We start from the raw sequence: 13,153 nt of genomic DNA, 5'->3' as shown, positions 1-13,153 counted from the left end.
GACGTGGATAAATCGCAGAGGCGCCCTTGGGCGCCTCTCTTTATATGCCGTTGTCAGGGGGAAATCAGGGCGAGAGCGGCTCGCGATGATACTCGTCGGCCCCGCACTCGGGGCAGGTGCCGAGCTGTTCAGGATGCAGCACCGTATGGCGCCACTCACAGTGATCGCACACCAGCACGCCGAGTCCGACCCAGTCCCCGGCCCGGTAGATGCCCTTGTGCTCCAGCTCGTCCGCGAGCTCCTGCCACTCCACCTGGGCGCGGTCGGTCACATCCGCCAGCCAGGACCAGGCGGTGTCTTTCAGGGCCAGCATAAAGGCGGATTCGGGCACCTCTTGCTTTCCCTCGTCGTAGTTGCCGAGATCCCGCTTCACGTATTCGGCGATCAGGGCGAGTTCATCCTTGGTCAGATCCCCCGCCGCTTCCATATAGGCCTGCACCCTGGCGATCATCCGGTTGAGACGCTCCCCCTGGAACTCTTCCGTCTCCTCCCACTGCTTCCTGAGCTGGGCGATAAAGGCTTCATACCCTTTCTGGCGTTTGTCCATGATGTTGCTCCTGTGCAGATAGCTGATCGTGCCCGGCCGGGGACCGGCGGATGCTGGCGGTTGTTGCCGCCGCAGGATATGGGTATTCTATTGCGATTTCCCAGCCGTTTTATCTATTCATTTCACAGATCCGGATGTCACCAATGCAAGAGCAATACGTTCCCCAATCCATAGAACCAGCAGTGCAGCAGCACTGGGATGCCAAGAAAACCTTCAAGGCGGTGGAGAAAGTAGACAAGGAAAAGTTCTACTGCCTCTCCATGTTCCCCTACCCGTCTGGTCGACTGCACATGGGGCACGTGCGTAACTACACCATAGGTGATGTGATCTCCCGTTATCAACGGCTCAACGGCAAGAATGTGCTGCAACCCATCGGCTGGGACGCCTTCGGCCTGCCGGCGGAGAACGCCGCCATCAAGAACGCCACGGCGCCGGCCCCCTGGACCTACGAAAACATCGAATACATGAAGAACCAGCTGAAGATGCTGGGTCTGGGCTATGACTGGGACAGAGAACTCGCCACCTGCAAGCCGGACTACTACCGCTGGGAGCAGTGGTTCTTCACCAAGCTCTACGAGAAGGGCCTGGTCTACAAGAAGACCTCCTCCGTCAACTGGTGCCCGAACGACATGACGGTGCTGGCCAACGAGCAGGTGATCGACAACTGCTGCTGGCGCTGCGACACCCCGGTGGAGCAGAAAGAGATCCCCCAGTGGTTCATCAAGATCACCGACTACGCCGAAGAGCTGCTGAACGACATCGACAACCTGGAAGGCTGGCCCGAGATGGTCAAGACCATGCAGCGCAACTGGATCGGCCGCTCCGAAGGGGTCAACATCAGCTTCGCCGTCGACGGCCAGGATGAGCACCTGGAGGTCTACACCACCCGTCCGGACACCTTCATGGGCGTGACCTATGTGGGTATCGCCGCCGGTCACCCGCTGGCCGCCCAGGCAGCCGAAGGCAACCCCGAGCTCGCCGCCTTTATCGAGGAGTGCAAGCACACCAAGGTGGCCGAGGCGGACATGGCGACCATGGAGAAGAAGGGCATGGCCACCGGCCTCTACGCCATTCACCCGCTGGATGGCCGCAAGGTACCGGTCTGGGTCGCCAACTTCGTGCTGATGAACTACGGCACCGGTGCCGTGATGGCGGTGCCCGGCCACGATCTGCGCGACCACGAGTTCGCCACCAAGTACGGCCTCGAGATCAAGCCGGTCATCAAGCCGGCCGACGGCGAGGCGCCGGACGTGATCGCCGCCGCCTACACCGACAAGGGCGTGCTGTTCAACTCCGGCGAGTTCGACGGCCTCGAGTTCCAGGCGGCCTTCGATGCCATCGCAACCAAGCTGGAAGGGCTCGGCCGCGGCAAGCGCACCGTCAACTACCGCCTGCGCGACTGGGGTGTCTCCCGTCAGCGCTACTGGGGCGCCCCCATCCCCATGCTGACCCTGGCTGACGGCACCGTAGTGCCGACCCCGGAAGATCAACTGCCGGTGCTGCTGCCGGAAGACGTGGTGATGGACGGCATCCAGAGCCCCATCAAGGCCGACCCCGAGTGGGCCAAGACCACCTACAACGGCCAGGAAGCGTTCCGGGAAACTGACACTTTTGACACCTTCATGGAGTCCTCCTGGTACTACGCCCGCTACTGCTCCCCGGACTACGACAAGGGCATGCTGGATCCGGCGGCCGCCAACCACTGGCTGCCGGTGGATCAGTACATCGGCGGCATCGAGCACGCCTGTATGCACCTGCTCTACGCCCGTTTCTTCCACAAGCTGCTGCGCGACGCGGGCCTGGTGAACAGCGACGAGCCGTTCAAGCGCCTGCTCTGCCAGGGCATGGTGCTGGCCGATGCCTTCTACTACAAGGACGAGAAGGGCGGCAACGTCTGGGTCAGCCCCCTCGACGTCAAGGTAGAGCGGGACGACAAGGGCCGCATCACCAAGGCGGTGGATAACGATGGCCGCGAGGTGATCCACTCCGGCATGACCAAGATGTCCAAGTCCAAGAACAACGGCATCGATCCCCAGCTGATGGTGGAGCGTTACGGCGCCGACACCGTCCGTCTGTTCATGATGTTCGCCTCCCCGGCCGACATGACCCTGGAGTGGTCCGATTCGGGCGTTGAGGGCGCACAGCGCTTCCTGCGCCGCCTGTGGCGCACCACCTTCGAGCACGTCTCGGCGGGTGCCGTGCCGGCGCTGGATGTGGCGTCCCTCTCCAGCGAGCAGAAGGCCGTGCGCCGCGAGCTGCACAAGACCATCGCCAAGGTGAGCGACGACGTGGGTCGCCGCCAGACCTTCAACACCGCCATCGCCGCCATCATGGAGCTGATGAACAACCTGGCCAAGCTGGGCTGCGACGAGCAGGACAGAGCCCTGATGCAGGAAGCGCTGGAAGCCGTGGTGGTCATGCTCTACCCCATCACCCCGCACATCGGCTTCGAGCTGTGGAAGATGCTGGGCAAGGAAGGGGACATCGACGTGACCGGCTGGCCGGTCGCCGATGAAGCGGCCATGGTCGAGACCGAGAAGCTGGTGGTGGTGCAGATCAACGGCAAGATGCGCGGCAAGCTGACCGTGCCGGCCGAGATCAGCCAGGCCGACATCGAGAAGCTGGCCATGGCCGACGCCTCGGTGCAGAAGTTCACCGACGGCCTGACCGTGCGCAAGGTGGTCTATGTGCCGGGCAAGCTGCTCAACATCGTCGCCAACTGATCTCTGGTCACCAAATCTGACCAACTGAAGACGGCGGGCCTGGCCCGCCGTCGTTCAAGCACAGCAAAGAGGATTTCATATGGGCATGTCCCTTACTCGCTGGATTGCCATCATGCTGACGGGCCTGCTGCTGCAGGCCTGCGGTTTTCAGATGCGGGGCACCGCCATCCCCCCCGAGCTGATGACCATGAAGGTGGTCGGTGACAACAAGAGCGACTTCTATCGCCTGGTGACCACCCGCCTCAAGGCCTCCGGGGTGACCCTGGCGGACAAGGAGGGCATTCCGGTGCTGACTCTGGCCGGCGTGCGCAGCACCAGCCAGGTCGCCTCCGTCGACGCCATCGGCCAGGATCGCGAGTACCTGCTGGGCTACAGCACCCAGTTCAGCGTGACGGTGCCGGGCAAGCCGACCCAGGTCTTCCCCATCACCTTCAACCGCAGCTTCCTGAACAAGCCGGATGCGGCGCTCGCCTCCTCCCGCGAGCAGGAGCAGCTCGGCAAGGAGATGCAGGAACAGGCCGCGAACCTGGTGATCCGTCAGCTCAGCCAGGTCAAGTTCTGATGCGAGCCTCCTGATGAGAGTCTATCCGGAGCAGTTCGCGGACCATCTCAAGGCAGGGCTCAAGCCCTGCTATCTCGTCTTTGGGGACGAGCCGCTGCTCAAGCTCGAGGCCATCGACGCCGTGCGTCAGATCGCCCGCAAACAGGGGTTCGACGAACGCCACAGCTTCGTGGTGGAGGCCGGGCTGGACTGGAACCAGGTCTATGACGCCTGCCAGGCCATGAGCCTCTTCTCCGCCCGCCAGATCATCGAGCTGGAGCTGCCGGCCAAGGTCGACAAGGATCTGGCCGCCCGCATCGCCGAGATAGCCAAACAGCTGCACCCCGATCTGCTGCTGATGCTCTCGGGCCCCCGCCTCAACCAGACCCAGATGAAGGCGGCCTGGTTCGACAAACTGAGCCAGAGCGGCACCTATGTGCCGGTCAACCACCCCGAGCCCCGCTTCTTCCCGCGCTGGATGAGCGCCCGTTTCCAGCGCTTCGGCCTCAAGGTGCTGCCGGACGCCGTCAACTTCATGTGCCACAGCTACGAGGGCAACCTGCTGGCCGCGAGCCAGGAGATTGAGAAGCTGACCCTGCTCTCGCCCCCTCAGCCGATCACGGTCGCCTACCTGCAGGAGACCATCATCCGCCACGCCCACTTCACCCCGTTCCAGCTCATCGACACCCTGCTGGAGGGCAAGGTGAACCGGGCCCAGCGCATCCTGCTGGCCCTGCGCGCCGAGGGCACCGAGCCCGGCATGCTGGCCTGGACCCTGTGCCGGGAGCTGGAACAGCTGACCGAACTGGCGCTGGCGGCCAGGGCCGGTCAGCCCCTGGTGGAGCACTTCTCGCGCCTGCGCATCTGGCAGAGCCGCCAGCAACTGATCCAGCAGGCCCTGACCCGGCTGCCCTTCGCCAAGCTGCAGCAGCTGTGGCAGCTGATGGCCCGGCTCGACGACGCCCAGCGCCGCTTCGATACCGAGCAGGCCTGGCTGATGTTGCAGACCCTGGCGCTGGGTTTTCGCGATGGCACCCCGCTGCCGCTGCTGGAGGCGGATCCATGCTAAACGCACCCATCGGCATCCTCGGCGGCACATGCGAGCCGATCCATATCGATCACCTTGTTCAGACAGGGGCAGAAGAATGACGCTGAGACCACCCATCGGCATTCTGGGGGGGACTTTCGATCCCATCCACATCGGCCATCTGAGACCCGCCATCGAGGCCCGCGAGGCCCTGCGGCTGGCGGAGGTTCGCCTGGTCCCGAACCATATTCCCCCCCATCGCGCCAGCCCCTACTGTTCGAGCGAGCAGCGCCTCGCCATGGTCGCGCTGGCAGCAGCGGAGAATCCGGGCTTCGTGGTGGATGAGCGGGAGCTGGATCGGGACAGGCCTTCTTACACCATCGACACCCTGATCGCGCTGCACGCCGAGCTGCCGGACACCCCAGTCTGCTTCCTGATGGGCATGGACTCCCTGCTCGGCCTGCCGAGCTGGCACCGCTGGCAGGAGCTGCTCGACCATGCCCACCTGGTGGTGAGCACCCGCCCCGGCTGGCAACCGGACTATCCGGCCGAGGTGGCCGATCTGCTGGCCCGTCACCAAACCCAGGACAGCGAGGATCTGCATCGTCACCGCCACGGCCATATCTGGCTGGCGGGCAACCTGCCCGTCGAGCTCTCCGCCACCCGGCTCAGAGCCCTGCTGGCATCGGGCCGGGATCCCAGGTATCTGCTACCCGCGCCGGTCGCCGATTACATCCGGCTGCACGGCCTCTATCGGCCAACCCGGGGCCAGTGAACGGGCCAAACGGTGCGGCCCAGCCAGCCGACACCCTGAGGCGCACCCGGCACCGGCCCGGCTATTGCCGGAGCGGGTTGCGCACTATAGTGATCGTTAAGGGGTTGCCCCCTGCATGAGTGGCAACCCCGGATCCGCTCCCTTTGCCAGGCTGGGAAACGGGAGTGACCATGATATAATCCGCCGCCCTCTGGCGCCGGAAGATAGGAGAAGACATTGCAAGGCCAAGAATTGCTCGCCTTTATCGTCGACAAGATCGATGACATGAAAGGCCGCGACATCATCATCCTCGATGTGCGCGGCAAATCCAGCATCACGGACACCATGATCATCTGCTCCGGCAACTCCAATCGCCACGTCAGTGCCATCGCCCACAACCTCGCCAGCGAGGCGCGCCACGCCGGGCTCGATCTGCTCAGCGTGGAAGGCGAACTCACCGGCGAGTGGGTGCTGGTGGACATGGGCTCGGTCATCGTGCACGTGATGCAGGATGAGTACCGCGACTTCTACCAACTGGAAAAACTCTGGGGCGGTGCCCAGGTGAATGCACAGTAAGCGTGCAGACGCGCAAAAAAGGCAAGGGCGTAGAGCAAGATGAAGATCCAGTTGATTGCAGTGGGCACCAAGATGCCTGCCTGGGTAGAGCATGGCTTCGAAGAGTACCGTCGCCGTTTCCCGAAAGACATGCCGTTCGAGCTGGTCGAGATCGGCGCCGGAAAACGCGGCAAGAATGCCGACATCCCCCGCATCCTGCAAAAGGAAGGGGAAGCCATGCTGGCAGCCGCCGGCCGCTCGCGCATCGTGACCCTGGACATTCCCGGCAAGCCCTGGACCACTGAGCAGCTGGCCGTGCAACTGGAGGCCTGGAAGCTGGATGGCCGCGACGTGGCGCTGCTGGTCGGGGGGCCTGAAGGCTTGTCTCCCGAGTGCAAGGCCGCCGCCGAACAGAGCTGGTCCCTGTCACCGCTCACCCTGCCCCATCCGCTGGTGAGGGTGCTGGTGGCCGAGAGCCTCTATCGCGCCTGGAGCATCACCACCAATCACCCCTATCACAGAGAGTGACCCATGCAGAGCCCACGCACTCCGCTTATCCAACCGGCCCCCGGAGCCTGAGCATGCATATCGCCTCTCTCACCCGTACGTCAGCCACAAGGTAACGGCATGCTGAAGAATCGCATCGAAATGCGCGACCACAGCGCCGAGGGGCGCCTGTTCTTCCGGCGCACCCTGGTCGCCTACATCGGCATGGTCGTGCTCATGCTGGTGTTGCTCGGCAACCTCTACTACCTGCAGGTAGAGTCTTACGAAACCTACCAGACCCGTTCCAATGACAACCGGATCCGCGTCGTGCCGGTGGCGCCGCCCCGCGGCCTCATCTATGACGCCAACGGGGTGCTGCTGGCGGAAAACCGCCCCGTCTACAGCCTGGAAATCGTGCCGGAAGAGACCGAGAACCTGGAGCAGACCGCCGACGATCTCATCGCCCTGCTGGCCCTGCCGGAGGGAACCAAGGAGAAATTCCTGGCCGAGGTCAAGCGCCAGCGCCGTTTCAAGCCGGTGCCCCTGTTCGAGAAGCTGAGCGAGTACCAGGTCGCGCTCTTCTCGGTCAACCAGCACAACTACCCGGGGGCCAGCATCGAGGCCTACCTCAAGCGCTACTACCCGTTCGGCGACACCCTGACCCATGCGCTGGGCTATGTGGCGAAGATCAACACCCGCGACGTGGAGCGTCTCGAGAAGGAGGAGAAGCTCGCCAACTACGCCGCCACCAAGGACATCGGCAAGCAAGGGGTGGAGAAGTTCTACGAGGACGAGCTGCATGGCGTGGCGGGCTACCAGGAGGTCGAGGTCAACAACCGCGGCCGGGTGGTGCGCACCCTGAAGTTCCAGCCTCCCGAGCCCGGCAAGGATATCTACCTCAACATCGACATCCGCCTGCAATTGAAGGCGCAGGAGCTGCTGGCCGGTCGCCGGGGCGCCATCGTCATGATGGAACCCAACACCGGCGCCATCCTGGCCATGGAGTCGAGCCCGAGCTATGACCCCAACCTGTTTGTGACGGGCATCTCCAGCGCCAACTACTCGGCACTGCTCAACGATCCCGCCAGGCCGCTGGTGAACCGCACCACCCAGGGCATCTATGCCCCCGCCTCCACCGTCAAGCCCATGATGGCGGTGATGGGGCTGAACGAGGGGGCCATCACCCCCAACTATCGCTACTTCGGCGGGCCCAGCTTCTCCATCCCTGGCACCACCAAGAAGTTTCGCGACTGGCGCCGCTGGGGCCACGGCTGGCTCGACGTCTACCGCGCCATCGAGGTGTCGGCGGATACCTACTTCTACGATCTCGCCTACCGGGTCGGCATCGACAAGATCAACAGCTACATGACCAAGTTTGGCTTCGGCCAGTACAGCGGCGTCGATCTGTTCGAGGAGACCAAGGGGGTCATGCCGTCCCGGGACTGGAAGATGGCGCGCTGGCGCCAGCCCTGGTATCAGGGGGACACCATCTCCATCGGCATCGGTCAGGGCTACTGGAGCGCCACCCCGATCCAGCTGGCCAAGGCCATCAGCATCCTGACCCAGAACGGTCACGACGTGACGCCGCACCTGCTCAAGAGCACCGCCTCCTCGGACGGCGTGGTCAACGCCCCCATCAACCCGAACGTGGCCATCGCCGCCAAGAGCGACACCTACTGGCAGGTGGCCAAGGACGGCATGTGGCGCGTCATCAACGGCCATGAGGGCACCGGTCGACGGGCCTTTGCCAATACCCCCTACAAGGCGGCGGGCAAGTCAGGAACCGCCCAGGTGGTGGGCCTCAAGGAGAACCAGGTCTACAACGCGGCGACCACCAAGATGGAGCACCGCGACAACGCCCTGTTCGTCGCTTTCGCCCCCTTCGAAGCCCCCAAGGCCGTGGTCGCCCTAGTGCTGGAGAACGCCGGGGGCGGCAGCGCCATGGCCGCCCCGGTGGCTCGCCACATGCTGGATGCCTATCTGTTGCCGCCGGAGCCCCAGCTGCCGCCGGCCCCGGCCAAGCAACCCCAATCTGAAGAGGTCGCCCCTCATGAGTAATTCCGCCCGCCAGCAGAGCATCTGGTACAGGCTGCACATCGACCTGCCGTTGCTGCTCGGCCTGCTGGCCCTGATGACCCTCTCCATGGTGGTGCTCTACTCGGCGTCGGGACAGAGTGTCGACGCCATCGTACGCCAGCTGGTGCGCGGCGGCCTCGCCTTCGCCCTGATGATCGGCATGGCCCAGCTGCCCCCCTCCCTCTACGCCCGCTGGTCCGTGCCCCTGTTCGCCGTGGTGGTGCTGCTGCTCATCGCGGTGGACGTGTTCGGCCATATCGGCAAGGGGGCTCAGCGCTGGCTCGACCTCGGCTTCATGAAGTTCCAGCCCTCCGAGGTGATGAAGCTCTCCATGCCCATCATGGTGGCCGCCTGGCTCAGCCGCCATTCGCTGCCGCCGAAGTTCAGCCACGTGATGATCGCCCTGGTGATGGTACTGCTGCCCACCCTGCTGATCGCGGCCCAGCCCGATCTCGGTACCTCCATCCTGGTGGCCGCCTCCGGCTTCTTCGTCATCTTCCTGGCGGGGATCAGCTGGTGGCTGATCGGGCTGGCGGTGCTGCTGATCTGCGCCTTCATGCCGGTGCTCTGGTTCTTCCTGATGCACGACTACCAGCGCCAGCGGGTGCTGATGCTGCTGGATCCGGAGAAGGACCCGCTCGGCCGCGGCTATCACATCATCCAGTCCAAGATAGCGATCGGTTCAGGGGGCGTCTTCGGCAAGGGGTGGCTGCAGGGCACCCAGTCCCAGCTGGAGTTTCTGCCCGAGCGCCACACCGACTTTATCTTCGCGGTGTTCAGCGAGGAGTTCGGCCTGGTGGGGGTCGCCCTCTTGCTGGTGATCTACCTCTACATCATCAGCCGCTGCCTCTTCATCTCCATGCAGGCCCAGAACAGCTTCGAGCGCCTGCTGGGCGGCGCCCTGACGCTGACCTTCTTCGTCTATGTGTTCGTCAACATGGGCATGGTGAGCGGCATACTGCCGGTGGTGGGGGTGCCCCTGCCGCTGGTGAGCTACGGCGGCACCTCCATGGTGACCCTGATGGCGGGCTTCGGCGTCCTGATGTCCATCCAGACTCACAGAAGACTGCTGGCCTGATGATCCGGGGGCTGCAAAGGCTGGCCTGCGGGATGCTGGCAGCCTGGTCACTGACGGCAGGTGCGGCTTCCGAGCCACCCCAACTGGCACAACTCGCCCTGCAGCACTCGGTGCCGCTGGCCGAGCTGCAAGCCGCCGCCGCCCAGGCCAGGGTGCGCCAGGAGGTGCTCGACACCATCAGCAAGCCCTGGGAGGCCAAGCCCTGGCACCGCTACCGGCCGCTGTTCGTCACCCCGGAGCGGATCCGGGACGGGGTCGGCTTCTGGCAACGCCATGCGACCACCCTGGCGCAGGCCGAACAGCGCTACCGGGTGCCCGCCGCCCTCATCGTCGCCATCATCGGCATCGAGACCTTCTACGGCCGCCAGATGGGCCGCCATCCGGTACTCGACAGCCTCTATACCCTGGGCTTCCACTACCCCGAGCGGGCCGACTTCTTCACCAAGGAGTTTGCCCAGCTGGTGCTGCTTGCCCGGGAGGAGCAGTGGTCGCTCACCACCCTCAAGGGCTCCTATGCCGGCGCCATGGGCATGGGCCAGTTCATGCCCTCCAGCTATCGCCACTACGCGGTCGACTTCGACGACGACGGCAAGCGGGATCTGTTCGCCAACCCGGCAGATGCCATCGGCAGCGTGGCCAACTACTTCGCCCTGCACCACTGGCGCTGGGGGGAGTCGGTGGTCGAGCCCGCCTTGATCGGATTGGCACCAGTGGGTACCCTGCTGGCACCCGAGCCCGAGCTCAAGCAGCGCTGGGCCGAGCTGGCGGCCGCGGGCATCGAGCTCGCCACCCCGCTGGCACCCGACACGCCGGTGAAACTGCTGGCATTGGAGCAGGCCGAAGGACCGGAATACTGGGTCGCGCGCCACAATTTTTACGTGATCACCCGCTACAACCGCAGCCCTCTCTATGCGATGGCGGTGCATCAACTCAGTCAAGCCATCCAGGACGCTTATGCATTACAGCCACAAACTTCTTCCCCTCAGCCTGACCTTGTTGCTGGCCGCCTGTAGCAGCCAACCCGAACCCCAGCCGCTGCCCCCGGAGCCCGTCCCCCAGGAGAAGCCCCAGGTCATCGAGATCCCCCAGGCCACCGGCGCCATTCCCCGCCCCGAACCCATGAGCGAGAGCGGCAACCGGGACTACTGGATCGGCAAGCAGAAGTTTGAGGTGTGGCGCGACATCAAGCACTACAGCGAGGAAGGCACGGCCAGCTGGCTCGCCCGGGATCTGGACGGCAACAAGACCGCCAACGGCGACGTGCAGGACAGCACCCTGTTCAGCGCCGCCCACCGCAACCTGCCGCTGCCGAGCTATGTACGGGTCACCAACCTGGACAACGGGCTGGAGACCATAGTACGCGTCAACGACCGCGGCCCCTTCGGCAGCGATCGCCTCATCGACCTCTCCCACGCCGCCGCCAGGCAACTGGAGATGGTGGACGGTGGCGAGGCCAGGGTGCGCCTCGAGCTCATCACCGATCAGCCGGACCAGATGGTCGAAATGGTGCCCATGACCCCGATGACGCCCATGGTGCCTGCGGCGCCGGCCGCGGATACCTTCGTCAACGAGACGCCGGCCGCCACCCCGCCGGCCAAGGCGGCTCCGGCAGCGGCACCGGCCGCCACGGCGACCAGCACCCTCTCAACTCCCAAGGCCGCCACCGGCCAGGGCAAGATGATCCAGGTGCTGGCGAGCGGCTCCGAGACCCGGGCCCAGGCCATGGGCAAGGTGATGACCCAGCGCTACGGCGTGCCCTATCAGGTGGTGGCCCACGGCGCCGTCTTCCGCGTCCTGCTGGGACCGGTGGCGACCGATCAGCAGGCGACCCTGCTGGAACAGATCCGCCAGGGCGGGCTGGAGCAGGCCTTCATCGTTCCCTGACATAGCCCCCGACCTTACGCCGGGATACGACGCGAGGTCGGGGACAACCCCATAAAATCCCGTCCAGATCGCATCTCGGGCTATGACCGACACGCACATCTGGTATAGTGAAGCCCGCTTTTTTTCAACTTGGGTACACCCCATCCAGGCACCAGGAATTTCAAGATGTCCAAATTTGCCCGTTCCGTTATTCTGGCCTCCCTGTTAAGCGCCACCGCTCAGGCCAACCAGCCTGTTCCGACGCCGGATTCGGCCCTGCCGAGCGCCCAGCCGGTCCCCACTTTGAACAGCGCCCCCATGGTGATCCCCGCCGCGCCGGAGATCTCCGCCAAGGCCCACATCCTGATCGACTACTTCTCCGGCCAGGTGCTGGCCGAGCAGAACGCCGACGAGCGTCTGCCGCCCGCCAGCCTGACCAAGATGATGACCTCCTACATCGTCGGCGACGAGCTGCACAAGGGGAACATCAAGGGCACTGACATGGTGACCGTCAGCCAGAACGCCTGGTCCAAGAACTACTCCGACTCCTCCAAGATGTTCATCGAGGTGGGCAAGCAGGTCTCCGTCGATGATCTGAACAAGGGCATCATCATCCAGTCCGGCAACGACGCCTGCGTGGCCATGGCCGAACACCTGGCGGGCAGCACCGACTCCTTCGCCAGCCTGATGAACGCCTGGGCCGCCAAGCTCGGCATGAAGGACTCCCAGTTCAAGAACCCCCACGGGCTGGATGAAGAGGGCCACTACAGTACCGCCCGCGACATGGCCCGCCTGGGTCAGGCCCTGATCCACGATCAGCCGGAGGAGTACAAGATCTACTCCCAGAAGTCCTTCGTCTTCAACGGCATCACCCAGCACAACCGCAACCGCCTGCTGTGGGATCAATCCCTGCAGGTGGACGGCATCAAGACAGGTCACGTCAGCCAGGTGGGCTACAACCTGGTCTCCTCCGCCACCAACAACGAGGGCATGCGCCTGATCGCCGTGGTGCTGGGCGCCAGCAGCGAAGCCACCCGCGCCGCCGAGAGCAAGAAGCTGCTCACCTACGGCTTCCGCTTCTTCCAGAGCCTGACCCCGTACAAGGCGGGCACCGAGCTGGTGACCCAGAAGATCTGGATGGGTGACAAGCCGGAAGTGAAGCTGGGGGTCGACAAGGACGTCTCCGTGCTGGTCACCCGGGGTCAGGGCAACAACCTGAAAGCGGACTTCCAGCTGGAGAGCGAGCTGAAGGCGCCCCTGGCCAAGGGCCAGCGCGTCGGCACCGTGTACCTCAAGCAAGGGGACAAGGAGATCAAGCAGGTGCCCCTGGTCGCCCTGGAAGAGGTGCAGGAAGGTGGCCTGATGAGCCGTCTGTGGGATTACCTGGTGATGCTGGTCTCCAGCTGGTTCAAGTAACAGACCCCTCCTCCAGCAGCGGCGCCAACAGGCGCCGCTGCTGTCTTTTGCGGTCTGTCCAGTCAATAACCCTGTAATCTGCAGGTT

Annotated in this window: 12 protein-coding genes; 11 read left to right on the top strand and 1 reads right to left on the bottom strand. The window is 64.3% G+C overall.

Annotated elements, in window-relative coordinates; genetic code table 11:
• Nucleotides 1-64: 64 nt before the first annotated feature.
• Nucleotides 65-547: a zinc ribbon-containing protein gene (locus R2B70_RS05050; protein ID WP_042078912.1), complete on the bottom strand. Its 483-nt coding sequence runs from the start codon at nucleotides 545-547 to the stop codon at nucleotides 65-67.
• 143 nt (nucleotides 548-690) lie between these two features.
• Between R2B70_RS05050 and leuS the strand changes: the two genes are divergently transcribed.
• From leuS to R2B70_RS04995, 11 genes are all read left to right on the top strand, one after another.
• Nucleotides 691-3,270: a leucine--tRNA ligase gene (leuS, locus tag R2B70_RS05045; RefSeq protein WP_318162794.1), complete on the top strand. Its 2,580-nt coding sequence runs from the start codon at nucleotides 691-693 to the stop codon at nucleotides 3,268-3,270.
• A gap of 79 nt (nucleotides 3,271-3,349) precedes the next feature.
• Nucleotides 3,350-3,832 (top strand): LPS assembly lipoprotein LptE, encoded by a 483-nt coding sequence (gene lptE / locus R2B70_RS05040; protein ID WP_209793373.1) that lies wholly within the window; start codon nucleotides 3,350-3,352, stop codon nucleotides 3,830-3,832.
• A 13-nt stretch (nucleotides 3,833-3,845) separates the two neighbouring features.
• Nucleotides 3,846-4,880: a DNA polymerase III subunit delta gene (holA, locus tag R2B70_RS05035; protein ID WP_318162793.1), complete on the top strand. Its 1,035-nt coding sequence runs from the start codon at nucleotides 3,846-3,848 to the stop codon at nucleotides 4,878-4,880.
• Nucleotides 4,881-4,956: 76 nt separating this feature from the next.
• On the top strand, nucleotides 4,957-5,613 hold the full coding sequence (gene nadD, locus R2B70_RS05030) for a nicotinate-nucleotide adenylyltransferase (protein ID WP_209793369.1): 657 nt from the start codon (nucleotides 4,957-4,959) through the stop codon (nucleotides 5,611-5,613).
• Nucleotides 5,614-5,829: 216 nt separating this feature from the next.
• Nucleotides 5,830-6,168 carry a ribosome silencing factor gene (gene rsfS, locus R2B70_RS05025; protein WP_042078907.1) on the top strand — a complete coding sequence of 113 codons (339 nt, stop codon included), beginning with the start codon at nucleotides 5,830-5,832 and terminating at the stop codon, nucleotides 6,166-6,168.
• Nucleotides 6,169-6,207: 39 nt separating this feature from the next.
• Nucleotides 6,208-6,675: a 23S rRNA (pseudouridine(1915)-N(3))-methyltransferase RlmH gene (gene rlmH, locus R2B70_RS05020; protein WP_005298242.1), complete on the top strand. Its 468-nt coding sequence runs from the start codon at nucleotides 6,208-6,210 to the stop codon at nucleotides 6,673-6,675.
• Between the two features lie 99 nt (nucleotides 6,676-6,774).
• Nucleotides 6,775-8,691: a penicillin-binding protein 2 gene (gene mrdA / locus R2B70_RS05015; protein WP_042078905.1), complete on the top strand. Its 1,917-nt coding sequence runs from the start codon at nucleotides 6,775-6,777 to the stop codon at nucleotides 8,689-8,691.
• A complete protein-coding gene (rodA, locus tag R2B70_RS05010) occupies nucleotides 8,684-9,787 on the top strand; it encodes a rod shape-determining protein RodA (RefSeq protein ID WP_042078904.1) in 1,104 nt (367 codons plus the stop codon). Before mrdA ends, rodA begins: the two co-directional genes overlap by 8 nt.
• Before the next feature lie 32 nt (nucleotides 9,788-9,819).
• On the top strand, nucleotides 9,820-10,800 hold the full coding sequence (mltB, locus tag R2B70_RS05005; RefSeq protein WP_318162792.1) for a lytic murein transglycosylase B: 981 nt from the start codon (nucleotides 9,820-9,822) through the stop codon (nucleotides 10,798-10,800).
• Nucleotides 10,742-11,671, top strand: a complete 930-nt coding sequence (locus tag R2B70_RS05000; RefSeq protein ID WP_209793365.1) for a septal ring lytic transglycosylase RlpA family protein — start codon at nucleotides 10,742-10,744, stop codon at nucleotides 11,669-11,671. The genes mltB and R2B70_RS05000 overlap by 59 nt, the downstream gene beginning before the upstream one ends.
• Nucleotides 11,672-11,836: 165 nt before the next feature.
• Entirely contained in the window at nucleotides 11,837-13,066 is a 1,230-nt protein-coding gene (locus R2B70_RS04995) for a D-alanyl-D-alanine carboxypeptidase family protein (RefSeq protein ID WP_042078901.1), read from the top strand.
• Nucleotides 13,067-13,153 lie beyond the last annotated feature (87 nt).

The sequence above is a fragment of the Aeromonas sp. XH genome (assembly GCF_033348475.1).
GTDB classification, from domain to species: domain Bacteria; phylum Pseudomonadota; class Gammaproteobacteria; order Enterobacterales; family Aeromonadaceae; genus Aeromonas; species Aeromonas sanarellii.
This window is presented reverse-complemented; position numbering and strand designations above follow the sequence as displayed.

What these genes read in the sequence shown, in the direction of transcription:
- R2B70_RS04995 (WP_042078901.1), top strand. Translation starts at nt 11,837, where the DNA reads ATGTCCAAATTTGCCCGTTCCGTTATTCTGGCCTCCCTGTTAAGCGCC.
- lptE (WP_209793373.1), top strand. Translation starts at nt 3,350, where the DNA reads ATGGGCATGTCCCTTACTCGCTGGATTGCCATCATGCTGACGGGCCTG.
- rlmH (WP_005298242.1), top strand. Translation starts at nt 6,208, where the DNA reads ATGAAGATCCAGTTGATTGCAGTGGGCACCAAGATGCCTGCCTGGGTA.
- rodA (WP_042078904.1), top strand. Translation starts at nt 8,684, where the DNA reads ATGAGTAATTCCGCCCGCCAGCAGAGCATCTGGTACAGGCTGCACATC.
- R2B70_RS05050 (WP_042078912.1), bottom strand. Translation starts at nt 547, where the DNA reads ATGGACAAACGCCAGAAAGGGTATGAAGCCTTTATCGCCCAGCTCAGG.
- mrdA (WP_042078905.1), top strand. Translation starts at nt 6,775, where the DNA reads ATGCTGAAGAATCGCATCGAAATGCGCGACCACAGCGCCGAGGGGCGC.
- leuS (WP_318162794.1), top strand. Translation starts at nt 691, where the DNA reads ATGCAAGAGCAATACGTTCCCCAATCCATAGAACCAGCAGTGCAGCAG.
- R2B70_RS05000 (WP_209793365.1), top strand. Translation starts at nt 10,742, where the DNA reads ATGCATTACAGCCACAAACTTCTTCCCCTCAGCCTGACCTTGTTGCTG.
- nadD (WP_209793369.1), top strand. Translation starts at nt 4,957, where the DNA reads ATGACGCTGAGACCACCCATCGGCATTCTGGGGGGGACTTTCGATCCC.
- holA (WP_318162793.1), top strand. Translation starts at nt 3,846, where the DNA reads ATGAGAGTCTATCCGGAGCAGTTCGCGGACCATCTCAAGGCAGGGCTC.
- mltB (WP_318162792.1), top strand. Translation starts at nt 9,820, where the DNA reads ATGCTGGCAGCCTGGTCACTGACGGCAGGTGCGGCTTCCGAGCCACCC.